A 24,738-nucleotide genomic window follows, 5' to 3' on the forward strand; every position below is an offset into this window, starting at 1 on the left:
AACTGAAACGTATCTTTAATATGCTATAATAAAGAAAACATTTACAATAAGCCATATTGAATGTAAAGTTAAACATGGAATTTTCATATAATAAGTTGTTGAAAAACTGATAGATAATAAAATTAAAAAGACAGAACTACAAGAATTTGCAGGTATTACATCAAAAAACTATTGCAAGAATAAAAACAATCAAGGAGTTAAAAATACAATGGCAGTAAAAAAATCAGAATTATACTCCCTTTTATGGGATGCAGCAAATAAACTCAGAGGTGGAGTGGAACCGTCAAGATACAAGGATTATGTTCTACTACTTTTGTTTTTCAAATACGTTACAGATAAATACAAAGGACAAAGATACGGTGAATTTGAAATAGGAGAAGGAGCTTCCTTTGATGATATTATAATGGCAAAGGGAAAGCCAGACGTAGGCGAACGTGTAGACAAAATAATTCAAAAATTTCTAGAAATAAATAACCTAAAAGGTGCGCTTCCAGATGTTTCGTTTAACAACCCTGAAGAATTAGGAAAAGGAAAAGAATTAGTTGACAAAGTATCAGGATTAATTGCGATTTTCCAAAATCCTGCCATAGATTTCAAGAAAAACAGAGCAAGTGGCGATGATATTATCGGAGATGCTTATGAGTATTTCATGATGAAATTTGCACAGGAATCTGGAAAAAGCAAAGGACAGTTCTATACGCCAAGTGAAGTTTCGAGAGTGATTTCCAGACTTATTGGTATTGGAGATATTGAAAATTCACCAAATAAGAAATGGACGTTACACGATCCAGCCGCAGGAAGCGGAAGTTTATTAATAAGAGCAGCAGATGAAGCACCTGTCGATAGTAACGGCGACTCTATTGTAACTATATACGGACAAGAAAAATATTCAGACACGGCAGGTCTTGCCAAGATGAATTTTATTCTACACAACAAAGGAACTGGAGAAGTTCATAGCGACAATACATTATCAGCTCCGTATTATACTGATGATTTTGGAGAATTGCGAAAATTCGATTTTATAGTTATGAATCCACCTTTTTCAGACAAGGATTGGTCAGATGGAATCAAAGCAGATGAAGACACATATCATAGATTTGATGGATACGGCATACCTCCAGAAAAAAACGGAGATTATGCATGGTTTCTGCACGTTTTAAAAGCATTAAACGAAAATGGAAAAGCTGGAATAATTCTTCCTCACGGAGTTTTGTTTAGAGGAAATGCAGAAGAAACCATAAGAAAAGAAATATTGAAGAGAAAATACATTAAAGGAATTGTAGGACTTCCTTCAAACTTGTTCTACGGAACAGGAATACCAGCTTGTATAATAATTATCGACAAAGAAAATGCTGATAAAAGAGAAGGATTGTTTATGATAGATGCAAGTGACGGATTCAAAAAAGACGGCGATAAGAACAGACTCAGAGAACAAGACATCGAAAAAATCGTACAAGTTTTTACTAATAAAACTGAGATTAAAGGATATTCACGATTTATCGCTTACAAAGAAATCATAGAAGACAATAATGCGAACCTAAATGTTCCAAGATATATTAGCAAAATCAACAAAAATTTACCTCAAAACATCAACTCACATCTAAATGGCGGAATACCAGAAAAAGACATCGACTCGATGGAAAGATTGTGGAATATATCCAGTGAATTAAGAAATAAAATTTTTGAAGAAAGAGAAAACGCAAATGTATACGACTTGAAAGTAGAGCCAGACAGCATAGAAGATCTAATATTTGAAGACGAAAAAATCAAAAAAGTAATACAAGAAGAAACAATAGACATATTCAATACTTGGAAACAACAATCAGAAACCATATTGGAAAATATTGACAGTACAATAATTCCCAAAAAATTAATAAGAGAACTAGGATTTTCGATATTAAAAGCCTACGAAAAATCCAAACTATTAGACAATTATGATGCGTATGATTTTCTATTGAACTATTGGAATGAAAAAATGCAAGATGATGTATACCTAATAAAAGCATCGGGATATGAAGCAGGTGCTGAAATAGATAGGAAATATGGCAAGAAAAAAATAAAAGACGAACAAGGAATCGAAATAGAAATAGAAGATAAAAAGAAATTCAAATCATTTGATGGACTTTTAATTCCTAAAGAAATTATAGAAACAGAATACTTCAATGATGAACTAGAAGAAATATCAGCCATAAACTCAACAATTTCAGAAATAGATGAGAAAATGAATGAAATATTCGAAGAAAATTCAGGAGAAGATGGACTTATCAATGATGCAATCAATGATAAGGGAAATATCACCAAGAAAAGCTTAAATGATAGAATCAAACAAATCGACAAAATCAAGGACAAGGAAGAATATGAGCTACTCATTTCATATCAAAACTTATTAAAGAGAAAAGATTCACAAAATAAAGAACTAAAATCAAAAACAAAATCACTCGATGAAAGAATTGAAGAACAATACAGTAAACTAACGGAAAAAGAAATAAAAAACTTGTTAGTTGACAAGAAATGGATGGCGAGAATCAATAATGATATAAAAGATGCTGTAGATAGCGAAATAAATAATATTGCAGCTAAGCTTGTAGAAATATCTAAACGCTACGAAACAACATTGTCACAACTTGAAGAAAAGGCCGAAAACTCACGAAATGATGTAAGAAATGCATTGGAAAGGATGGGATATTCATGGTAGATTATCCTGAAAAAATAGAGTTCTTGCTCTACAAAAACGAATTGTCAGAAGCCAAAATTCAAGTTGTCGTAAAAGATGAAACCATTTGGCTAACACAAAAAGCAATGTCGGAGCTTTTTGGAGTTGGGGTTCCTGCCATCTCCAAGCACCTATCAAATATATTTAAAGAAGGAGAATTGGATGAAAATGTGGTTGTTTCCATTTTGGAAATAACCACTAAACATGGAGCAATTGAGGGAAAAACACAAGAAAAGAAAACCAAATTCTATAACTTGGATGCCATTATTTCTGTAGGTTACCGTGTCAATTCGAGACAAGCTACCAACTTTAGAATATGGGCTACCAATGTACTCAAAGAATATATTAGAAAAGGATTCGTACTGAATGACGAAATGCTATCTCAAGGAAAAAGCACCTTCGGTACAGATTATTTCAGGGAACTTCTAGAAAGAGTACGTTCAATCAGAGCAAGTGAACGTAGGATTTGGCAACAAATAACAGATATATTTGCTGAATGCAGCTTTGATTACGACAAAAATTCTGAAATTACGAGAAATTTCTACGCAATGGTACAAAACAAATTTCACTATGCAATTACAGGAAAAACAGCAGCTGAAATTATCTACGAAAAAAGTGATTCAACGAAAAACAATATGGGACTGACAACGTGGAAGAATTCACCAGACGGTAGAATTTTAAAAACCGATGTAACAGTAGCCAAGAACTATCTATCAGAAAAAGAAATCAGAAAACTGGAAAGACTTGTTACAGGATATTTTGATTACGTAGAAGATTTGATAGAAGATGAGGTGCTTTTGGGAATGGAAGATTTCTCATCATCATTAAATGATTTCTTGAATTTTAGAAGATACAAGATTTTATCGGGAAATGGTCACATCAGCGCAAAAAAAGCACGAGAAAAAGCCATTGGTGAGTACATGATATTCAACAAAAATCAATTGATTAATTCTGATTTTGATAAGTTTATTAAAAAGAATAGACTTGAAGGCGGTGAGAAAGATGAGTGATTATCCAAAGGATTGGGAAGAGGTAAAACTTGTGGACATACCCATTCAAATAAAAAAGGGTGACTTAATTACAAAAAAAGAAATTGCTAATGGAAAAATTCCTGTAATTGCTGGTGGTAAATCACCTGCATATTATTGCAATAGATATAATCGAGAAGGGACTACTATTACAGTTAGTGCATCTGGAGCAAATGCTGGTTATGTAAACTTATTTTATGGTCAAATATTTGCGTCGGATTGCTCAACTATTGAAGAAGATCGCAGTTATTGCATAGAATATATCTATTATTTAATGGCCAAAGAACAAGAAAATATCTATAAATTGCAAACTGGAGGAGCTCAGCCTCATGTTCATCCTAAAGATATTAAAAAATTAGAAATAATATATAGCAGAAATATTGAAGAACAAAAATCCATCGCTGAAACTCTAATGACATTTGATAGGCACATTGAAAACCTTGAAAAACTTATTGAAAAGAAAAAAATGATTCGTGATGGTGCGGTTGAAGATTTGATGACAGGAAAGACAAGGCTTGACGGATTTGATGGTGAGTGGGAGAAATTATTACTTGGAGATATATTTAAAATCAATATGTGCAAAAGGGTTTTTTCTTATCAAACAGTAAAGAATGGGAAAATCCCGTTCTTTAAAATTGGTACATTTGGTAAAAAAGCGGATGCATATATAAGTGAAGAACTTTTCAATCAATACAAACATTTATATCCATATCCAAGCAAGGGAGATAGTTTGATATCAGCTTCTGGTTCTATAGGAAAGATAGTTGTTTACAATGGAGAAAATTCATATTATCAAGATTCTAACATTGTTTGGTTAAAAACTAATCTTAATATAGTAGATAAATCATTTTTATATTTCTACTTAAGAACATTTCCTTGGAAGATTACTGAAGGGACAACAATAAAAAGATTGTATAATAATATTATTTTAGAAACTGAAATAAATTTACCAACTGACATAAAAGAACAACAAGCCATCGCATCTATTCTAACATCAATGGATGAAGAAATAGAAAACTTAGAAAAAGAAAAAGCAAAGATTGAGAAAATAAAAGCAGGAGCTATGGATGATTTACTAACTGGTAGAGTTAGGCTTATCTAGGAGGTAAGTATGAGTGTAGATAAGGAGATAAAATTACAAGAGCGAGTCCTCGAAGTTATGAAAGAGGATTTGGGATATAGATATATCGGAAATCTTAAAAATTACGATAATAAATCCATAAGAGAATATGAATTTGAAAGAAATCTAGAAAAAAGAGGATATTCATCTCGATTAATCAAACTTGCCTTAAATGAAGTAAGAAAGGTAGCTTATAATCAAACGTCAGGTCTTTATCAAAATAATAAAGCTTTTTATTCACTTCTTAGATACGGTGCACAGGGATTACAAGATGAAAACAAAAACAGAGTTACTGTTGATTTGATTGATTGGGATAATATCGAAAACAATGATTTTGCTGTGGCAGAAGAGGTAAGTGTTTTATGTTTAGATAATAAAAGGCATAAACGTCCTGATGTTGTTATTTATGTTAATGGGATAGCCTTGGGCGTATTTGAACTTAAACGTTCCTCAGTAAGTATTGGAGAAGGTATCAGACAGAATCTTACTAATCAAAAAGATGAAAACATAGCAACGTTTTTTAATACTGTCCAATTTACTTTTGCGGGTAATGAAGCCGAAGGTTTGAAATACGGAACTATATGTACGGCTGAAAAATATTATCTACAATGGAAGGAAGACGATAATGCAAAGGATGCGTTGAGTAATAAAATAAAAGAACTACAAGGTGACGAACCTAATAAATTAAGAGATGGAATAATATCTATTTGTCAAAAAGAAAGATTTCTATCGTTGATTTATGATTTTGTTATTTTTGATGCAGGTATAAAGAAACTTGCTCGTCACAACCAATATTTTGCAAATATTGCGGCTAGGGATTTTATTAAAAGAAAAGAAGGCGGAATTATTTGGAATACGCAAGGATCCGGCAAGTCTCTTATTATGGTGTGGCTAACAAAATGGATTATAGAAAACATAGAAGACAGTCGTGTTGTAATTATTACCGATAGAGATGAGTTAGACGATCAGATTGAAGGATTATTCTCCGATGTAGATATTAGTATAGCAAGGGCAAGGTCAGGTAAACATTTAAGAGATTTATTAAACACATATGATGAGTCAATTATTTGTTCTCTTATTCATAAATACGGACATAATGCTGGTAATCAATCTGATGTTGATTTATATGTCAAGGAATTGGAAAAAAGTTTGGGTAGTGATTATGAGGCCAAGGGAAATATTGTGGCTTTTATTGATGAGTGTCACAGAACAAATTCTGGTAAGCTTCACAAGGCTGTGAGAACTTTGATGCCTAATGCTACTATTATTGGTTTTACGGGAACTCCTCTTTTAAAAAAGGACAAGCAAACTAGTCGTGAAGTGTTTGGGGAATTCATCCACACTTACAAGTTTGACGAGGGTGTAGAAGATGGAGTTGTACTTGATTTAAGATATGAAGCAAGGGATGTGGATCAAAATCTGACTAATCAATCAAGGGTTGATGTTTGGTTTGAAACAAAGACGAAGGGTCTGACTGATTATGCAAAAAATAAGCTTAAATCATCATGGGCATCGTTGAACAAGCTGTATTCATCAAGACAAAGATTGGAAAAAATTGCGGCTGATATTATTTTTGATATGGAAACGAAGCCTAGGTTGTCTTGTGATCGAGGAACGGCCATGCTTGTCGCTGGTGATATTCTTCAAGCTTGCAAGTATTGGGAGATATTTCAATCGAATGGATTTAAGAAGTGTGCGGTGGTGACTTCATACGAACCGAATGCAGCGAGCGTAAGAACGGCCACGTCTGATTTGAACGAACAAAGTGAAAGCGAATACAAAAAAGAAATCTACGAAAGAATGTTAGCTGGTAGGTCTACTTCTGATTATGAAAGTGAAGTAAAGAAAAAGTTCAAGGAAGAGCCTGCGAATATGAAACTTTTAATTGTTGTGGACAAGCTGTTGACAGGTTTTGATGCTCCAAGTGCGACGTATTTGTATATTGATAAATCCATGAGAGATCATGATTTGTTCCAAGCTATTTGTAGAGTAAACAGACCAGATGGTGAAGACAAAGATTACGGTTATATTGTTGATTACAAGGACTTGTTCAAGAATGTTCAGCTTGCAATCACTGATTATACGAGTGGAGCGTTTGAAGATTACGCAGCTGAGGATGTGGATGGACTTATTAAGGGTCGTTACGAGGAAGCAAAGGCAGAAATGGTAGGAGCGAGGGCTTCTCTTAATGATTTGTTTTCAAACATAGAGGATAAATCAGAGGATTCCAAAATTATTGAGTATTTCTGTGGAGACAAGGAAGATGATGAGACTTATTTGGGTAGAAGAGAAGTGTTTTATTCAATTTCATCGTCATACACGAGAGCTTTTGCAAATTGTTGTGATAAGTTGGTTTCAGATTTCGGATATAACGATAAGGAAGTTAATAAATTAAGAAATGAAATAACAAATTACAACAAGATTAAAGAAATGATAAAACTTGCTAGCTACGATTATATAGATTTGAAACCTTATGAATCAGATATGAGATATATTTTGGATACTTATGTGATGGCTGAGGACAGCACTATTATTAGTGAATTGGAAAATATGTCGTTGGTAGAGTTATTGCTAAGTAGTGACACGAAATCTCCAATTGACCAAATTGTAGATGGCCTTCCTGGAGATGATAATGCAAAATCTGAGATTATCGAAAACAATTTAACTTATGAAATCGTCAAAAGAAAGTCTTCTAATGAAGTATATTATGGGAAATTATCGGAAATGTTGGAAGAAGTTATTGAGCAAAGAAAAATTGGCGTTATAAGTTATGAAAATTATCTTAAAGAAGTAACTAAAATAGCGCAGAATATAATTCATCCAGAAGACAGCGATAATTATCCTGATTATATAAAGGATAGCGAAGCGAAGAGAGCTATTTATGATTATTTAGGAGATGAGGGCGGAGATCTTGCGTATAAATTAGATAGTGCAATAAAAACTTCGATACAACCAGATTGGATGACCAATAGACAAAAACAAAACAAAATAAAAGGCTCTATATATGATGTGTTGTGCGAACATGGAAAAGATGAAAACTTAGCCGATGATTTGACGGAAAAAATTTTTGATATAGTAAAAAGTCAGGATGAGTATCGTGAAATATAATGAAATAATTGATGGATTAGGTGTAGAAATTCACAAAAAAAGCAATTTGAAAAATTTGTATATAAGAATATTTCCGCCTGATGGAGATGTGAAGGTAAGTGTTCCTTTAAAGTGCACAGATGAAGAAATCAAATATTTCGTATTAAAGAATATGACCAAAATAAAAAATGTTAAAGAAAAATTTCGAAATCAACCACGACTATCTAAACGCGAATATGTGTCTGGAGAATCGTGTTATTTATGGGGGAAGACATATATTTTAGAGGTAGTTTATGAGAATAAAAAGCCTGAGGTTGTGGTTACTCCGAAAAAAATTATTCTAAGAGTACGAGAAGGTTCGGATGTTAAAAAAAGAGAGTCAATAATTAATGAATGGTACAGGAATGAGCTCAAAAGAGTTTTAAAAATTGTTTCAAAAAAGTGCGAGAAAAACACTGGACTGATAGCAAATGAATATAGAGTAAAAAACATGAAGACTAAGTGGGGGACTTGTAATATTAACAAGAAGAGGGTTTGGATTAATCTCCAGTTAGCAAAAAAACCTATCGAATGTTTGGAATATGTCGTAACTCATGAATTGGTCCATTTATTAGAAAGAAATCACACGAATAGATTTTATGAGTTACTTGGAGAATATTATCCTGAGTGGAAAGTAGCACGAAAAATATTATCGGAACAACCACTCGATTATGTAGAATAGAAATAGGTTTTAATTTCTTAAATTTCCCCCAAAAAATGTAATTTGTTAACGTTTGTGATATAATAAAAATAACTAAAAATTTTCGGGAGGCATAAATGAGTAAAGCTAAATTTGAAAGAACAAAACCACATGTTAACATTGGTACAATAGGTCACGTTGACCACGGTAAGACAACATTAACAGCAGCAATCACACTTGTATTAAACAAGAGAATGGGCTCAGGAGAATTCGTTGACTACGCTAACATCGACAAAGCACCAGAAGAAAGAGAAAGAGGAATCACAATCAACACTTCTCACGTAGAATACGAAACAGAAAAAAGACACTACGCACACGTAGACTGTCCAGGCCACGCTGACTACGTTAAAAACATGATCACAGGAGCAGCACAAATGGACGGAGCAATCCTAGTAGTAAGTGCAGCAGACGGTCCAATGCCACAAACAAGAGAACACATCTTGTTAGCAAGACAAGTAGGCGTACCAAAAATCGCAGTATTCTTAAACAAAGAAGACCAAGTTGACGACCCAGAACTAATCGAATTAGTAGAAATGGAAGTACGTGAACTATTAAACGAATATGAATACGAAGGAGACGACACACCAATCGTAGTAGGATCAGCATTAAAAGCACTAGAAGATCCAGACGGAGAATGGGGAGACAAAATCATGAAATTGATGGAAGAAGTAGACGAATGGATCCCAGCTCCAGTAAGAGACGTTGACCACCCATTCCTAATGCCAGTAGAAGACATCTTCACAATCACAGGACGTGGAACAGTAGCTACAGGTAGAGTAGAAAGAGGAAAAGTAAAAGTTGGTGACAACGTAGAAATCGTAGGACTTACAACAGAAAAAAGAACAGTAGTAGTAACAGGTGTAGAAATGTTCAGAAAACAACTTGACGAAGCAGAAGCAGGAGACAACATCGGAGCATTACTAAGAGGTGTACAAAGAGAAGAAATCGAAAGAGGACAAGTACTAGCAGCACCTGGAACAATACACCCACACACAAAATTTGAAGCAGAAGTATACGTATTAACAAAAGACGAAGGTGGAAGACACACACCATTCTTCTCAGGATACAGACCACAATTCTACTTCAGAACAACAGATGTAACAGGAAACATCGAACTAGAAGAAGGCGTAGAAATGGTAATGCCAGGAGATAACGCAAAATTCATCATCGAATTGATCACTCCAATCGCAATCGAAGAAGGACTAAGATTTGCCATCAGAGAAGGCGGTAGAACAGTAGGAGCAGGCGTTGTTTCTAAAATTATCGCATAATATTTAACTAGATTAATTTGACAAGCTGAGCATCCGTTTTTAATGGATGCTCTTGTTTTATACTTGATTTACAAGGAGGATTTTATGAACGATTTAACAAAAATATTGTTTGACTATTTCAAGGATAACGATATCGACCCAAATAAAGTTGCAAATATTATTGAAGATGCAAAAATCAATGTGCTTGATGAAATGTTTGGAGAAGAAGGAGAATGGGTGCTTAAAAAACTTGGCAGCGTTGAAAGCTTTGACAAGGAAAAAATCTTCCATTCAATAGCCCAAACATCCGATTCTTCTGGAGCGAAGATGAATGCTTCCGATGTGAACATTATCGTTGAAGATGTGTTGAAGAAAATGAAATCTATCAAGAGAAATGTATATCCAACAACAGAAATCAGAGGATATGTCGAAGAAGCTTTAAAAGAAGAAGGCTACGGAAAAGTGCTAGAAGCATACAAAAATATTTAACAAGAGGCAAAAATGAACACGAAATTATTGAAAAAAGTCTTGGCATCGACGCTTGCACTTTCCATGATACTACCAATTGGAGTTGTAAATGCCGATAAACAAAACACGCAACAAAAAGAAAAATCACAACAGACTACAAGAATATCAGGCAAAGATAGAATCACAACGTCTGTAGAAATATCCAAATCAGCATATACTACATCAGAAAATGTCGTACTTGCAAGTGGATTCAACTTTGCAGATGCATTATCAGCAGGACAACTTGCATCAGCACTAGACGCACCACTTTTATTGTCATCACAAGATAAACTTGACTCACAAACAAAAAACGAAATCGAACGTTTGAAAGCGAAGAAAGTTTTTGTTGTAGGTGGAGATAATGCAATCAGCAAAACTGGAATTGACACAACATTAAAATCAGAAAAGATTGACGTAACAAGACTTGAAGGACAAGACAGATACTCAACATCCCAAAAAGTCATGGAAAAAACAAAAGAAATCATCAACCCAGAATATTTGTTGATAGCAAGTGGCAAGAACTTCCCAGACGCACTAGCAGCGACAGGATTTTTTGTAAACCACAAATCAGTAATGGTTTTAAGCGATGGATTAACATATCCACAATCAAACCTACAAGAAATCGCAATCGGTGGGAAAAACCAACTACCACTAAAAGGCTTCAAAGGAAAAAGAGTTTCCGGAAAAGACAGATATGAAACAGCACTTGAAATCGCAAAACTTTCATTTGACAAGAACAACAACGCAATCCTTGCAAGCGGTCAAGTTTTCGCAGATAGCTTGTCAGCAGTAAGCTTGACGAAAAAACACAACGCACCAATCATATTGACACAATCAAATAGCTTGACAGAAAACGCCAAGAAATATTTGAATGGCAAGAATGTGTTCATAGTTGGTGGGGAAAAAACTGTTGTGAACAAAATAATGACGAATATCACAGCAGAAGAAAGAGCGAAAATAGCTTCATTTAACCTTGAAGAAGAAATAGAAAAAGTATTAGCTAAAAAGAAAAATAATGACAATATCAATTTGGAAAAAGAAATCGAAAGAATCTTAGCCAAAAACCAAGCTTATCAAAATTTGATTATCAAACAAGAAGTCGAAAAAGCTCTATCAGGAAAACAAATCGGTCAATCAGTCGACTTGGAAAAAGAAATTGAAAAAATATTGGATAAGAAACAATCTAACCAAAATATCGACTTGGAAAAAGAGATAAATAGAGTTATAACAAAAAGACGATTAAAGGATTCGATTGATGGTGGCGAAAAAACAATAGCTAATGCAAAGAAAAAAATAGTACAATATAATGATGAATTAAAAAAATACAAAGAAAACCCAAATTATATAAAAAAACAAGAACTTAAGCTAAAAAAAATGCAAGAGGAAACAGAACAATACGAAGAGAGATATAAATCAGAGAAGGCTGATGCTATAAAGAAATTAGAAGAAGTTAATAAGAATATTTCATTATTAGATTACAGACTTAAGGAAGGTGCGTTCGCATTTTTCAAATGGGCTGGAGAAAAATATCCAGAATATAAGCAAGATGCTGATAAAGCATTGTCAATACTTAATGAATATTATAAAAAAGGTGATGTTAAGAAAACATCTGGAGATGCTACAAGCTATGAGAATTTATTGGCTAGTTTTGATTTATACAATCAACTTAACAAGGTTAAAAGAGATTTTAATTATCACGATGTTGATACAAATTTAACCATTATGGCAAAAGCCATGGTAAGCTGTAACAGAAATGTTTATTCTTCAAATAAAAATACATTTAGCATTACTGAAGATTTATATTCGGGAGAGAAAAATCCTATAGAATATTGGTATAATGATGGAAAAGCAGTACTGGATGAATTAAAAAAAATAGAGGGAAAGTATTATAACTATCCAGAATATATCGCGAAAGATCTAGCTAGAAAAGAATATAAAAGGATACATGGAAAAGAATCTGTTATTGGTATTCTTGTAGAACTTTTATATAGCGATGATAATTTTATAGCTATTGCAAGAAATACATCAAAAAATAGCTCCTATAATACATTCTGTCTTAATGCAGAAAGTGATGAAGTAAGTGAAAAACCGAAATCGAAACATGAGAAACATGATTGGAATTTTGATAAATACAAGAGAGTAACCGATGAATATTATTTATTACACGATAAAGAAGATGCAGAAAATTGGATTAAGAGGGTTGAGTCAGACAAGAAAGAAAGAGAAAAAGAGATGGAAGACTTAAAGAACCATGAAGACTATGAAACTCATAGAATTAGAGAATTAATTAAAATAACTGAAGATGACATAGCTCGCTGGGAAAAAGAAATTCAAAAAGACAAGCAAACTTACGAAAAACTAAAATAACACAAGGGGTGCAGAGGAATCTGCACTCTTTTTTATTGAACGAATTTATCTGAAAAATCTCAAATTGGGTATAATAGTATTGAAGGCAAAATAATGGGAGAAATTCCGTTGTTTTATTAGAAATATCATAATAATGAATTTATGGAGGAGAAATATGTTAAAAAATCAATTGAAAAAGTTGACTGTAGCGGCGTTGGTTGCGGCGATGATTGTGCCAGCGGGTGTATCAAATGCTGATAATCAACAAATTACAAGAATATCCGGTAAGGATAGAATCGCAACATCTGTAGAAATATCCAAATCAGCATACACTACATCAGAAAATGTTGTACTTGCAAGTGGATTCAACTTCGCAGATGCATTGTCAGCAGGTCAACTTGCATCAGCACTAGATGCACCACTTTTATTGTCATCACAAGATAAACTTGACTCACAAACAAAAAACGAAATCAATCGTTTGAAAGCGAAGAAAGTTTTTGTTGTAGGTGGAGACAATGCAATCAGCAAAACTGGAATTGACAAAAACTTAAAATCAGAAAAGATTGACGTAACAAGACTTGAAGGACAAGACAGATACTCAACATCCCAAAAAGTCATGGAAAAAACGAAAGAAATCATCAACCCAGAATATTTGTTGATAGCAAGTGGGAAAAACTTCCCAGACGCACTAGCAGCGACAGGATTTTTTGTAAACCACAAATCAGTAATGGTACTAAGTGACGGAGTAACATATCCACAATCTAATTTACAAGAAATCGCAATCGGTGGTAAAAACCAACTACCACTAAAAGGATTCACAGGAAAAAGAGTTTCCGGAAAAGACAGATACGAAACAGCACTCGAAATCGCAAAGCTATCATTTGACAAGAACAACAACGCAATCCTTGCAAGTGGACAAGTATTCGCAGATAGCTTGTCAGCAGTAAGCTTAACCAAAAAACACAACGCACCAATCATATTGACACAATCAAATAGCTTGACAGAAAACGCCAAGAAATATTTAAATGGCAAGAATGTGTTCATAGTTGGTGGGGAAAAGACTGTTGTGAATGATATTTTGACTAGAAAAAAACCTGTTGTAAAGAAAGAAGATAAGAATTTGCACACAAAAACTGGTCAATATTATTCTAGTTTGATTAGTAAAAAATTATCAAAATCAGAAGCAGACGCTAGTAATCAAGCGTATAATGTGAGAATCGAAGGCGATCAATTGGTTGTATCGGGATATATGTTGTATTACAAGAAGATCGATTCATTCTTCGGTGGAGACAGCATTGGTCACAGCGTAAATCATTCTTTCAAGATTACAGACAAGACAGTTTTCAGAGCAGTGAGCGGTCTTGCAACACCAAGTTATTTTAACAGAACTGAGTTTTTGAATTACTATAAATTGTGCAAGAACACAGGACTTGGTTTGGTGGTTACTGTGAAAAACGGCGTGGCTGTAAAAGTTGAAATAGCTTCATAAAATTTAGCTACAGGGGTGCAGGTTTTCCTGCACTCTTTTTTTGGTGCGATTTTTTGAAAAATCTTGGATAGGGTATAATAATGTTAAGTATAGGAGGAGTTTATGAACAAAACGAAAAACAAAAGCTTGTGGACACTTATCATTGGTGTGGTGTGTCTTGTGGTTGCATTCATCTTGAAGGATTTTGAGTTTGGTTTCTTGGGAAACTTGAGACCGATAGGTTTTGTGACGATATATATTTGTCCGATTTTGGGGATAATTGGAATTGTGCTAGCTTTGATTGAAAAAAGTGTTGCGAGAGCTTTGCTTAACTTTTTGCTTCTTTTATCATTTCCACTGCTTATGATTGTGGGAAATTTGCTAATTAAATAATGAAAATTAAAATAGGGCAGACGCTCTATTTTTTATTGCAATAATCAACCTCATTTGGGTATATATTAAACGAGGTGATTACATGAGAATTTTTTATGCGATTAAAAATATGGAGATTTGCATCAACAGCGTTGGTGCTGGTATAGAATATTTCAGGATAAATGGTGCGGATGCGATTGATGATTTGAAAATCTGCATTCCAAATTACGGTGTGGACAAGACTTTTCGCTATCCAACAGATGGGCTTTTCGTAAATGAAGAATACGATGTTGTGAGTAAATCCGAGGATATGTGCGTGTTGAGGTTGGTGCGTGAGGGGATCGAAAGTTTTGTTGTGTATCAATTTACACAAGATTTTGTGAATGTGAATGTAAATGTGGTTAACGATTCTGATTGTACGATTAAGATGAATCCAGCGGTTGTGATTGGCTGGAAAAACAATGTGGAAAGCACAAATATTATGAGTGAAATTTCTGGATACAAATTAGAATCCACGAGCAGTTTTGTTGACGGAAAATCTTCGTATTATTTTTCTAATTTGAATACGAAATCTAATCACACAAAGTTTGGTTTGAAAAGCGGCGAGAAATGTTCTATTTCTGCTAAGATTAGGATAGTTTCGTGATTTGTCGCCATCGTGTGAATATAAATTTATACGATGTTTTATGATATAATAAGAAGATAACGGAGGTGGGATTATTAATACGATTGATTATAGATCTTTGATGAAAATTTCATTGAGAGCTCTGTTGATTTATGTCGTGAGTTTGTTTGTATTTCCATTTGGATTTATTGTGTTGCCTTCTTATTTTATTAAGTTAGGATTAGAAAAAGATAACAGGCTCGCTCTGATATCTTTCGGTATATTTTTCGTGTTGAGCATGGTTGTGTCAAGCCCTATGATTGCGATTCCTATTGGATTATTCACGATTTTGGTGTTTTATTCGATTTTGAATCTTTTAAGTTCGGGATTCGATGACACACAAGCTATCGCGATTAGTTTTGTTGGGATTTGTGCGTTCGTCGTGTTGACGAATTTGCTTTTGAAATTTAATGCGGACATGTCGATTGCAGATGTGATTAGCCACAAGTTGAATGATTTCATGAAGGTTTTGAGTTCTGTGAAGATGGACGATGAATTGATGATGTCTGTGAAAACTATGTTTGAACAATCAACTAAGCTTATTGTAAGAGCTGTGTATGCAATTTTGGGAATTGTTGCTTTTTACACAAGTGTGTTGAATGTTTACATTCCACAAAAATCAAAAGAGCACAAGTTTCACGATTTCAGAATAGACAAGATATTCACAAGTGTAGTTGTGGGCTTGGTGTTGATTTCTGGAGTAACTTATTTTGTGAATAGGGATTTGGGAAATTATTTGTTGTATAATTTGTCGATATTCGGTATTTATACGTACTTATTGGGCGGAATTGCACTGATGTTTTCGTATTTGAAATCATTGTCGAAGCCTTTCAAGGTGTTGACTGTGCTAGTTTCAGTTGCAATTCAACCATTTATTTATATTTTGGCAGTCTTGGGAGCTGTGAACAGCTTCAAGGATTTGAGAAAGAAGGAAAACAATGCAAGAGCTTAAATATTCACTGAAACATTTGATTGTACAAGCAGTTTTGTTGGTGATACTTTCTGCGATTTTGTTTTATTTTCAAAATATCATAGGAACCTTGGCTTTTATCGCTTCGGCTTTTATGATTATGAATCAATACACTTACATCAACAAAAAGAACCAAAAGGTTGAGGACAAGATTATTAATCTTAATAACGAGTTTACAGATATTACGAAAAATGCTGTATTCAAGGTTCCTTTTCCACTTTTGATTCTCAATGATAAGAATAAAATCAGTTGGTTTAATACGTATTTTAAGGATTTGTGTGACGATGAGGTTGAGATTTTCAACAATGAAATCGAAAATATTCTCGATTTAAAAACTGTGAATGATGATGAGAATAATTTGGATTATTACGAAACGCAAGTTGACGGGAAATATTACAGATTTTATCCTGTTACTATAAAAGATAGTGAAGACAAGGATTTGACGTTGCTTTACGGCGTTGACAACACTGCTTTCATGGATGTTGTGACTTTGTTGGATGAAAAAAGACTGGGACTTGTCGATATTTTCATCGACAATTACGACGAGGCACGTAACAGCATCAAAGAAGAAGAAAGAACGAGGGTGTTCTCGGAAGTTGACAAGATTTTGCAAGATTTTGCGAGAGAACACAATGCGTATATTAGAAAGTACGAATCAGACAAGTTCGTGATGGTCATTGAGAAACACGAGCTTGAAAATATTATGCAGCAAAAATTCTCGGTATTGGATATGATTAAGGATATCAAAAACACGAATAATGTTCCTGTTACTTTGAGTATTGGGGCTTCGATTGTTGGAGATAATCCTTACGAAATTCACGACAAATCAAGGTCGTGCCTTGATGTTGCACTTGGCCGTGGTGGAGATCAGGCTGTGGTTGACACTGGAGAGCTTAAATATTTCGGCGGCAAGAACAAGGCTGTCGAAAAACGTAACAAGGTTAAGGCGAGGGTTGTGTCGCACGCGTTGAAGAAGCTTATCGAACAAAGCTCGAATGTATTTATCATGGGTCACAAAAATCCAGACATGGATTCAATTGGGTCTTGTTTGGGAATGTTGGAAGCGTGCAAGATTAATAGCAAGGAATGTTACATTGTTTTGAATGAGGTTGGCCCTCAAATCGAAAATATTTACAATGCGGTTTTGGAAGAAAAACCAGATTACAAGAAATATTTTGTGAAGAATGCATTTGCGAAGGAAAATTGCAACAGCAATAGTTTGGTGATTATTTGCGACAATCACAGAAGAAATTCTGTTGAGTGCCAAGAAATCATGGATATTACGAAAAATATCGTGGTTATCGATCACCACAGAAGAAGTTCCGATTATATCAAGGATACTTCGTTGACTTATTTGGAACCTTACGCATCTAGCGCATCTGAAATGGTGACGGAAGTTTTGTTCTACATGACAGAAAAACTCGAGATACCAAAGATTGTAGCAGAGGCATTACTTGCAGGAATTACTGTGGATACGAAGAATTTCTTCTATCAAACAGGTGTTAGAACTTTTGAAGCGGCATCTATTTTGAAAAGACAAGGCGCAGACAGTGTCAGGGTTAAACAACTTTTCAAAGACGATGAGAGAACTATCAAGCTCAAATCAGATGTTATTGCTTCATCGAAAATGTATAGAAACAACATCGCCATCGGAAGATTGGAAGAAGAAGTTGACGAATCCATTTTGGTTGCGGCACAATCAGCAGATGATTTGCTCAACATTTTGGGAGTGGAAGCTTCTTTCGTGTTGGCGAAATTAAAAGATAAAATCCATGTTAGTGCGAGAAGTTTGGGTAAAATTTCCGTGCAATTGATTTTGGAAAAAGTCGGAGGCGGCGGTCATCTTACAAGTGCAGGTGCGCAACTTGATTGCAGCATGGATGAAGCAGAAGAAAAGATAAAACAAGCAATTGATGAATATATCAAGGAGGATACGGATGAAAGTTATATTGACTAGTGATGTAGATAAGTTGGGAAAAGCTGGCGAAATGGTTAATGCAAAGACTGGTTTTGCGAGAAATTTCCTACTACCAAATAAATTAGCAGTACAAGCAACAAAAGAAAATATCAAAATTTGGGAAGAAAAACAAGCAGAATTAAGAGCGATTGAAAGAGAAAACATAAAAAAAGCTAATGAATTAAAAGAAAAAATCGAAAACACTAAAGTTAAGATTATCGCAAAGACTGGAGAAGGCGACAGACTTTTCGGTTCAATCACTTCTATGGATATAGAAAAAGCATTGAAGGAACAACACGGTTTGGATGTTGACAAGAAAAAAATCGAAATGAAAGACAACATCAAATCTTTGGGAACATTTAATGTTGTGGTAAAAGTATATCCAGATATTAACGCTAATTTGGAAGTAATTGTAGACAAGGAATAATTTTAAAATACACGTAAGAAAGGCGGTGAGGTAATGGAGAATCAACAAAATATTATGCCGTGCGATTTGGAAGCTGAAAGAAGCATAATCGGTGCGATGATAATTGACGAGAGAGCTGTGGATGATGCGGCGGAAATCGTGGAGCCGGTGGATTTTTATTCTACGAAATACCAAGAAATCTACAAGGCGATTTTGCAAGTAATTGACGAGAAAAAGCCTGTGGATTACATTACGTTGGAAGACCAATTAAAATCCAATAATATGTACGAAATTATCGGTGGAATTGATGAACTTATAAGCATTTCAGAAGCTGTGGGAAGTGCTGTAAATGTAAAATACTACTCAGAAATTGTCAAAAGCAAGGCGATTATCAGAAATTTGATGCGCGTATCACAAGATGTGATTGATATGTCCATTGCCAACAATTCCGTTGGAGAGGTTTTGGAATACGCTGAGAGCAATATTTTCAAAATCAGTCAGAACAGAAACCACCAAGATTTGGTTAAAATCCAAGAAATGTTGGAGCCAACTCTTGCACGAATTGGCGAAATGAGTATGAGCCAAGGACAATTAACTGGTGTTACGACTGGCTTGATTGATTTGGATAGACAACTTTCGGGGCTACAAAACTCGGATTTGATTTTACTTGCAGCGCGTCCCGCGATGGGAAAAACATCACTTGCGCTTAATATTGCATACAAGGCGAGTGTCAAACATCACGTTGCAATTTTTTCTCTTGAAATGAGTAAGATGCAATTGACTCAAAGATTATTGTCTGCTCTTAGTAACATTAACTTGTCGGAACTTGTGTCTGGTAGAGTTACTGAGTGGACAAATTTGGGACAAGCGGCACAGCTATTAGCAGAAAGCAATATGTTTGTCGATGATACTTCGTCGATTTCACTTAACGAGTTACGTTCCAAATGCAGAAAATTAAAAGCACGTGGCGAATTGGATTTGGTTATTATAGATTATTTGCAACTTATGACGACAAATTCCAGAAATGAGAACAGACAACAAGAAATCTCCACGATTTCGAGAGGACTCAAAGGCTTGGCGAAAGAATTAAATTGTCCGATTCTTGCATTGAGCCAATTGTCGCGTGCGCCTGATCAAAGACCGAACCACAGACCAGTCATGAGTGACCTTCGTGAATCTGGGGCGATCGAACAAGATGCGGATGTTGTGTTGATGTTGTATCGTGATGATTATTACGATCCAGAAACTGACAAGCCGAATATCGCAGAAATTATCGTCGCAAAACACAGAAACGGTCCAACGGGAACTGTAGATACTTTATTCGACAAGGAACACACGAAGTTTATGGATTTGGACAAGCAAATGCCCGATGTAGGAGCGTTTGATAAATGATAACTACTGAGAGGTTAACGCTGGAAGGTTTGACATTGAACGATGCATTTGAAATCGAACAATGGGGAAAACACACAGACGAACGACTTATCGATTACAACTTGTCCGATTTGGACGATTTTGAAATAAAAATGTGGTATCGCCAAAAAAGAGAAATGAAAACGCAAAAATATTTTGCGATTAGGGATAAATCCCGAAAATTGGTGGGATATGTGGGGCTGAAACAATACGACAAGTTCACGAAAACGGCGTTTTTGGGTATTGTTTTGGATCCAAATGAAATGGACAAATCATATGGCGAAGAATCCATTAAAGCTTTGATTAACATTGCATTTAATGTTTACGGGCTGGACAGGATTTTTTTGAATGTGAATAATTTCAATATAAGAGCGATAAAATGCTACGAAAAATGTGGATTCAGGAAGTTTTGTAGTTACGAGGAAGTGTTCGAAAATCAAAGATTGGATACGCACGACGAGGATTTCGATGAGTTTTTCACGGTAAAAGACGGAGTAATTTTTTCGAAGAACACTACGATGGCGATTGATAATAAGAGGTGATTTTATGAAATATAGTGTAGAAAAATTTAAAATAGATTTGGGCGAAACACCTATTGAAAATATATTTTTGAATCAATATCTTCAAGTGGCCACAGGAAATCAACTAAAAGTGTATTTGTACTGTTACAAGCTTGCCAAGGATACTTCGGCGAATGTGGATATTTCGGATGAAGAAATTGCGAAGGCGTTGGATTTGACTGAAAGCGAAGTATCAGAGTGTTGGAATTATTGGTTGGATGAGGGAATTATCAAACGATACACTGATGCCGAAACGCAAACTAACCACACGGTTTTTTTGAGTTTGAGACAATTGTATCTTGGAATTACAAATCCCGAGCCAGACGAATCTCAGAAGACTTACATTCCACAAAACAGTCAAGAAATCAAAGAAATGTTCAGAGATATTGAAGATATCAGAGACATGGAATTATCCAAATCAGAAATGGAAAGAATTTTGGAACACATTTCCACTTATCACCAAACACCAGAGTTGGTGGTGACGGCTTTTCATTACTGCACAACTAATCCGAACACGAAAAACAACACGAATTACGTTTTGCAAGTTCTCAGAAATTGGAAGCTTGACGGTATCATGACGTTGGAACAATGGCAAGAAGAAAACAACAAAAAACAACAAAGAAAAACGAAGAAGAGAACTTATTATAGACCGAAGACTAACGATATTGAAAACAAGGCTACAAATATTAACTCGAAATTTTTGAACGATTTTATCAAGAAATCAAAAGAGCAAAAGGATAAATAATAATGAGCTACGCAAAAGAAGCCAACAGAATATTGGAAGATTACAGAAATCAATCCAAAAGAGAATTGGATATGAGATTTGATGAAGTTTTTCGAAAAGTTCCAGAATACGAGAATTTGCTCCAACACAGAAACGAGATTGGATACGAATATCTGAGAAAAAGCATCAAAGCTGACAAGGAAGAATTAAAGAATTTGGAAGATGAAATCAAATCCACTGAAGAAAAAATGCACAAATTGCTCATATTAAGTGGGTTTCCAAGTGATTATTTGAACTTGAAGCATCGCTGCGACAAGTGTGAGGATACTGGAGTTTACAACGGAAAAATGTGTTCTTGCAAGAAAACAATCATGGTGAACATTGCTCGTGAGAAAAGTTCACTTAACGAGCAAATGAAACAACAAAACTTCGATAGGTTTGACATCAACGTGTTTGACACGAAAAAAGACAGCTCACAAGGAATGTCCCAACGTGAAAACATGCAAGCAATTAGCGAGAATTTGAAATATTACTCGAAGAATTACACTAAAAACGCGAAGTCACTTTTGTTGTACGGACAAGTTGGAACAGGAAAGACGTATTTGTTATCGTGCATGGCGAAAGAAATCATTGAAAATGGATTTTCTGTGATATATTTGTCTGCAATGCAATTATTGAAGCAGCTTTTTTCGATAAGATATCAGAATTTCAACGAAGCGCCACAACCAGAGGTTGAAGATATTATTTACAACTGCGATGTGCTTATGATTGATGATTTGGGAACGGAAAATTCAACAGAAACCAACATCAGTTTATTGTTTGATCTGTTGAATTACAGAATTCAAAACCAAAAAACTACGATAATTTCGACAAATATCGACCTTGATGATTTGCAAAGTCAATACGATCAGAGAATTTCATCGAGAATCAAGGGCGAATTCATACCGATACAATTTTTCGGCAGGGATATAAGAGAAGAGAGGTTCAAAAACGGACTATGATTTATGTAACAGCTGAACAAATGAGACAAATCGACCACTACACGATTCATGAAATCGGAATTCCATCGATTGTCTTGATGGAAAATGCCAAAGCACAAATTTCAAAACATATTTTGGACAAGAATTTTTCCAAAGCGTACGTGTTCGCATCTGTTGGAAACAATGGTGGAGATGGATTGGCAGTTGCAAGAGATATCTACAACGCAAAAAAATATGTGAAAGTGTATGTCATTGGAAAACTAGAAAAAGCGTCGACGGATTTTAAAATCAACTACGATATTTTGAAAAAATTAGACGTGGAGATTGAATTTGTAGACGAAAACACGAAATTCGACATAACAGAAAATGATTTGATTGTCGACAGCATTTTTGGAACGGGACTCAAAAGAGATATCGAAGGAATTTACAAAGGTGTAATAGACATGATCAACGACTCACAAGCTTTTGTTGTGAGTGTGGATATGCCATCGGGACTTGATTCTGATGAAAATAAAATCCACAACGTGGCAGTGAAGGCAGACCTTCTTGTGACATTGCAATTACCGAAAAAGTCGTTGCAAGACTATGAAGGAGAATATGTCGTGGAACCAATAGGCATACCAGAAAAATCAATTAAACATGTATTAAATAACGCTTCGTAAGAGGCGTTTTTTTGGTGGGTAAGAAGAGGGTGTGTGTGGAATTTTACGAAATTTTCAACTCAAAAATATGTTAGCAATAAAAAGTAGAAACCGATTTGGAGAGAAATTTGTTATAACCAAAAACGCAAGTAAAGGAGCGAATCGTTCGGAAAAAATTGTTCTAAATTCAAGCGAAATGAAACGTAAAAATCGCGCTGTTTGAGCGTTAGCGAGTTCGCGATTTTAGTTTCATAAGCGTTGAATTTATCAATTTTTGTAGTCAGATGAGCGACTTACGAGTTTTTGCGGTTTATTATATCTCACAATACCACAAATCGGTTTCTGCTTTTTTGAAATTACTTTTTTGAAACAATCTAATTTGCAATAAATTTAATTATTTGGTAAAATTACTGTTGCCTAGTTAAAACTGAAATTTATTTCAGGACTTGTTTGAGAGCTCCAAGTATAAAAAAACAAGGCGTTATTTTTGAGTTCTCCTATATTTTATTAGGAGGTTTTTTTATTGAGAAAAACGAATACGAAATTGTTGACTACTATAGCGATTTGCATTGCAATCAACTGCCTAGGTGCTTTTATCGCTGTTAGTACGAAGGTTCCTTTGTTATTGGATCATATAGGATCTTTATTGGTGTGTATGTTATTTGGATGGAAATACGGGATTGTGACGGCGTTTTTATCGTCTGTTATGAACCAAATTCTTTTCGATCCATTTGCACTTCCATTTGCGCCTACGGGTATGCTTATGGTGTTTATGGTTGGAATTTTATACGAAAAGGGATATTTCAAGAAATTGCACACTATTCCTGCACTTTTATTGGCTGTACTTCCAGGTGCTATTTTGGGCGCTATTATTCAAGGATATATTTTTGGTGGGGTTACAAGCTCAGGAAGTGATGTTATTGTAAGATTCATGATAAACAAGGGAGTAAATCCTGCTGCGGCATCTTTTATCAACCAATATTTCATGGAATTTGTCGACAGGCTCATTTCATTTACTGTTGTGATGACTGCTGTTAAGAGGATTAAGATTGAATCGATACGCTAAGATTGAAGAAAAATTAAAACGCGAGATTGTGCTTTTGAAAGGCAGACCTTGTTTTTGGGGCAAATGCACTTTTTGCGATTACATTGAAGACAATACGATGGATATGGATGATGCTGTTCGTGAGAATCGCGAGATTCTTGAAAATGTGACTGGCGAATTTGGTGTTTTGGAATGTATTAATTCGGGAAATGTGTTCGAACTTCCCGAGCAAACGAAAATAGACATCAAGAATTTAATTCACGATAAGAATATTCACACGTTGGTTTTTGAAGCGCATTATATTTTTAAACATAGACTTCACGAAATCAGGGAATTTTTCGGATGCGAGATTTTATTTAAGACGGGGATTGAATCGTTCGATTACGATTTTAGAGAAAATGTCCTCAACAAAAACGCGAAATTTCATGATGTAAAAGAGGTGTCTGATTATTTTGATTCTGCGTGTTTAATGGTTGGAATTAAGGGTCAAACTAAGGAGATGATTGAGCGTGACATCGAGATTGGCCTTTCGAATTTCAAATGGATTACTATTAATATTTTCATCAATAATTCCACGCCAATCAAAAGAGATGATGAGCTTGTGAAGTGGTTTTTGGAAAATCATTACGATTTGAAAGATCATCCGAAAGTCGAGATGTTAGTTGAAAACACTGATTTGGGAGTTGGTTAAACTTCCGTCAGTGTTTTTTGTTTGATTTTCATATATAATAAGATTAGTGAAATAATGGGA

20 protein-coding genes and 1 pseudogene are annotated in these 24,738 nt (G+C 34.8%); all 21 read left to right on the forward strand.

Annotated features, from left to right (window positions below):
- Window positions 1-208 precede the first annotated feature (208 nt).
- The 21 genes and pseudogenes from FMG_RS00380 (at window position 209) to FMG_RS00480 (ending at window position 24,678) form a co-directional block, all read left to right on the forward strand.
- Window positions 209-2,695 (forward strand): N-6 DNA methylase, encoded by a 2,487-nt coding sequence (locus FMG_RS00380; protein WP_012290156.1) that lies wholly within the window; start codon window positions 209-211, stop codon window positions 2,693-2,695.
- The gene (locus FMG_RS00385) at window positions 2,689-3,723 is read left to right on the forward strand and encodes a virulence RhuM family protein (protein WP_012290157.1); all 1,035 of its coding nucleotides are present in this window, start codon (window positions 2,689-2,691) and stop codon (window positions 3,721-3,723) included. The genes FMG_RS00380 and FMG_RS00385 overlap by 7 nt, the downstream gene beginning before the upstream one ends.
- Window positions 3,716-4,843: a restriction endonuclease subunit S gene (locus tag FMG_RS00390; protein WP_012290158.1), complete on the forward strand. Its 1,128-nt coding sequence runs from the start codon at window positions 3,716-3,718 to the stop codon at window positions 4,841-4,843. The genes FMG_RS00385 and FMG_RS00390 overlap by 8 nt, the downstream gene beginning before the upstream one ends.
- A 9-nt stretch (window positions 4,844-4,852) precedes the next feature.
- The gene (locus tag FMG_RS00395; RefSeq protein WP_012290159.1) at window positions 4,853-7,969 is read left to right on the forward strand and encodes a type I restriction endonuclease subunit R; all 3,117 of its coding nucleotides are present in this window, start codon (window positions 4,853-4,855) and stop codon (window positions 7,967-7,969) included.
- Window positions 7,950-8,669 (forward strand): M48 family metallopeptidase, encoded by a 720-nt coding sequence (locus tag FMG_RS00400; protein WP_041250567.1) that lies wholly within the window; start codon window positions 7,950-7,952, stop codon window positions 8,667-8,669. The genes FMG_RS00395 and FMG_RS00400 overlap by 20 nt, the downstream gene beginning before the upstream one ends.
- A gap of 95 nt (window positions 8,670-8,764) precedes the next feature.
- Window positions 8,765-9,958, forward strand: coding sequence for an elongation factor Tu (gene tuf / locus FMG_RS00405; RefSeq protein ID WP_002842030.1), 1,194 nt, complete (start codon window positions 8,765-8,767; stop codon window positions 9,956-9,958).
- An 84-nt stretch (window positions 9,959-10,042) separates the two neighbouring features.
- Complete coding sequence (locus FMG_RS00410) at window positions 10,043-10,426, forward strand: ATP cone domain-containing protein (protein ID WP_012290161.1); 384 nt, start codon at window positions 10,043-10,045, stop codon at window positions 10,424-10,426.
- 12 nt (window positions 10,427-10,438) lie between these two features.
- Window positions 10,439-11,374, forward strand: a pseudogene (locus FMG_RS09930) (cell wall-binding repeat-containing protein); the annotation flags it as partial.
- A 1,591-nt stretch (window positions 11,375-12,965) separates the two neighbouring features.
- Complete coding sequence (locus FMG_RS00420; RefSeq protein ID WP_012290163.1) at window positions 12,966-14,279, forward strand: cell wall-binding repeat-containing protein; 1,314 nt, start codon at window positions 12,966-12,968, stop codon at window positions 14,277-14,279.
- Between the two features lie 102 nt (window positions 14,280-14,381).
- The gene (locus FMG_RS00425) at window positions 14,382-14,651 is read left to right on the forward strand and encodes a hypothetical protein (RefSeq protein WP_012290164.1); all 270 of its coding nucleotides are present in this window, start codon (window positions 14,382-14,384) and stop codon (window positions 14,649-14,651) included.
- Between the two features lie 82 nt (window positions 14,652-14,733).
- Complete coding sequence (locus FMG_RS00430; RefSeq protein WP_012290165.1) at window positions 14,734-15,276, forward strand: hypothetical protein; 543 nt, start codon at window positions 14,734-14,736, stop codon at window positions 15,274-15,276.
- Between the two features lie 100 nt (window positions 15,277-15,376).
- Window positions 15,377-16,246 carry a DUF2232 domain-containing protein gene (locus tag FMG_RS00435; RefSeq protein WP_041250568.1) on the forward strand — a complete coding sequence of 290 codons (870 nt, stop codon included), beginning with the start codon at window positions 15,377-15,379 and terminating at the stop codon, window positions 16,244-16,246.
- Complete coding sequence (locus tag FMG_RS00440) at window positions 16,233-18,221, forward strand: DHH family phosphoesterase (RefSeq protein ID WP_012290167.1); 1,989 nt, start codon at window positions 16,233-16,235, stop codon at window positions 18,219-18,221. Before FMG_RS00435 ends, FMG_RS00440 begins: the two co-directional genes overlap by 14 nt.
- Window positions 18,202-18,648: a 50S ribosomal protein L9 gene (gene rplI, locus FMG_RS00445; RefSeq protein ID WP_012290168.1), complete on the forward strand. Its 447-nt coding sequence runs from the start codon at window positions 18,202-18,204 to the stop codon at window positions 18,646-18,648. The genes FMG_RS00440 and rplI overlap by 20 nt, the downstream gene beginning before the upstream one ends.
- A gap of 33 nt (window positions 18,649-18,681) precedes the next feature.
- Window positions 18,682-20,019, forward strand: a complete 1,338-nt coding sequence (dnaB, locus tag FMG_RS00450) for a replicative DNA helicase (protein WP_002837423.1) — start codon at window positions 18,682-18,684, stop codon at window positions 20,017-20,019.
- Entirely contained in the window at window positions 20,016-20,579 is a 564-nt protein-coding gene (locus FMG_RS00455; protein ID WP_012290169.1) for a GNAT family N-acetyltransferase, read from the forward strand. Before dnaB ends, FMG_RS00455 begins: the two co-directional genes overlap by 4 nt.
- A 4-nt stretch (window positions 20,580-20,583) precedes the next feature.
- Window positions 20,584-21,342, forward strand: a complete 759-nt coding sequence (locus FMG_RS00460) for a DnaD domain protein (protein ID WP_002840674.1) — start codon at window positions 20,584-20,586, stop codon at window positions 21,340-21,342.
- A 2-nt stretch (window positions 21,343-21,344) separates the two neighbouring features.
- Complete coding sequence (locus FMG_RS00465; protein ID WP_012290170.1) at window positions 21,345-22,322, forward strand: ATP-binding protein; 978 nt, start codon at window positions 21,345-21,347, stop codon at window positions 22,320-22,322.
- The gene (locus FMG_RS00470; protein WP_012290171.1) at window positions 22,319-22,963 is read left to right on the forward strand and encodes an NAD(P)H-hydrate epimerase; all 645 of its coding nucleotides are present in this window, start codon (window positions 22,319-22,321) and stop codon (window positions 22,961-22,963) included. The genes FMG_RS00465 and FMG_RS00470 overlap by 4 nt, the downstream gene beginning before the upstream one ends.
- 502 nt (window positions 22,964-23,465) lie before the next feature.
- Window positions 23,466-24,008 (forward strand): ECF transporter S component, encoded by a 543-nt coding sequence (locus tag FMG_RS00475; RefSeq protein WP_002842027.1) that lies wholly within the window; start codon window positions 23,466-23,468, stop codon window positions 24,006-24,008.
- Entirely contained in the window at window positions 23,992-24,678 is a 687-nt protein-coding gene (locus FMG_RS00480) for a radical SAM protein (protein ID WP_012290172.1), read from the forward strand. The genes FMG_RS00475 and FMG_RS00480 overlap by 17 nt, the downstream gene beginning before the upstream one ends.
- The last annotated feature ends 60 nt before the right edge of the window (window positions 24,679-24,738 follow it).

The sequence above is a fragment of the Finegoldia magna ATCC 29328 genome (genome assembly GCF_000010185.1).
Lineage (GTDB): Bacteria > Bacillota > Clostridia > Tissierellales > Peptoniphilaceae > Finegoldia > Finegoldia magna_H.

Bases quoted from the DNA above. Each gene is read 5' to 3' on its own strand.
- FMG_RS00380 (WP_012290156.1), top strand. From the start codon at position 209: ATGGCAGTAAAAAAATCAGAATTATACTCCCTTTTATGGGATGCAGCA.
- FMG_RS00385 (WP_012290157.1), top strand. From the start codon at position 2,689: ATGGTAGATTATCCTGAAAAAATAGAGTTCTTGCTCTACAAAAACGAA.
- FMG_RS00390 (WP_012290158.1), top strand. From the start codon at position 3,716: ATGAGTGATTATCCAAAGGATTGGGAAGAGGTAAAACTTGTGGACATA.
- FMG_RS00395 (WP_012290159.1), top strand. From the start codon at position 4,853: ATGAGTGTAGATAAGGAGATAAAATTACAAGAGCGAGTCCTCGAAGTT.
- FMG_RS00400 (WP_041250567.1), top strand. From the start codon at position 7,950: ATGAGTATCGTGAAATATAATGAAATAATTGATGGATTAGGTGTAGAA.
- tuf (WP_002842030.1), top strand. From the start codon at position 8,765: ATGAGTAAAGCTAAATTTGAAAGAACAAAACCACATGTTAACATTGGT.
- FMG_RS00410 (WP_012290161.1), top strand. From the start codon at position 10,043: ATGAACGATTTAACAAAAATATTGTTTGACTATTTCAAGGATAACGAT.
- FMG_RS00420 (WP_012290163.1), top strand. From the start codon at position 12,966: ATGTTAAAAAATCAATTGAAAAAGTTGACTGTAGCGGCGTTGGTTGCG.
- FMG_RS00425 (WP_012290164.1), top strand. From the start codon at position 14,382: ATGAACAAAACGAAAAACAAAAGCTTGTGGACACTTATCATTGGTGTG.
- FMG_RS00430 (WP_012290165.1), top strand. From the start codon at position 14,734: ATGAGAATTTTTTATGCGATTAAAAATATGGAGATTTGCATCAACAGC.
- FMG_RS00435 (WP_041250568.1), top strand. From the start codon at position 15,377: ATGAAAATTTCATTGAGAGCTCTGTTGATTTATGTCGTGAGTTTGTTT.
- FMG_RS00440 (WP_012290167.1), top strand. From the start codon at position 16,233: ATGCAAGAGCTTAAATATTCACTGAAACATTTGATTGTACAAGCAGTT.
- rplI (WP_012290168.1), top strand. From the start codon at position 18,202: ATGAAAGTTATATTGACTAGTGATGTAGATAAGTTGGGAAAAGCTGGC.
- dnaB (WP_002837423.1), top strand. From the start codon at position 18,682: ATGGAGAATCAACAAAATATTATGCCGTGCGATTTGGAAGCTGAAAGA.
- FMG_RS00455 (WP_012290169.1), top strand. From the start codon at position 20,016: ATGATAACTACTGAGAGGTTAACGCTGGAAGGTTTGACATTGAACGAT.
- FMG_RS00460 (WP_002840674.1), top strand. From the start codon at position 20,584: ATGAAATATAGTGTAGAAAAATTTAAAATAGATTTGGGCGAAACACCT.
- FMG_RS00465 (WP_012290170.1), top strand. From the start codon at position 21,345: ATGAGCTACGCAAAAGAAGCCAACAGAATATTGGAAGATTACAGAAAT.
- FMG_RS00470 (WP_012290171.1), top strand. From the start codon at position 22,319: ATGATTTATGTAACAGCTGAACAAATGAGACAAATCGACCACTACACG.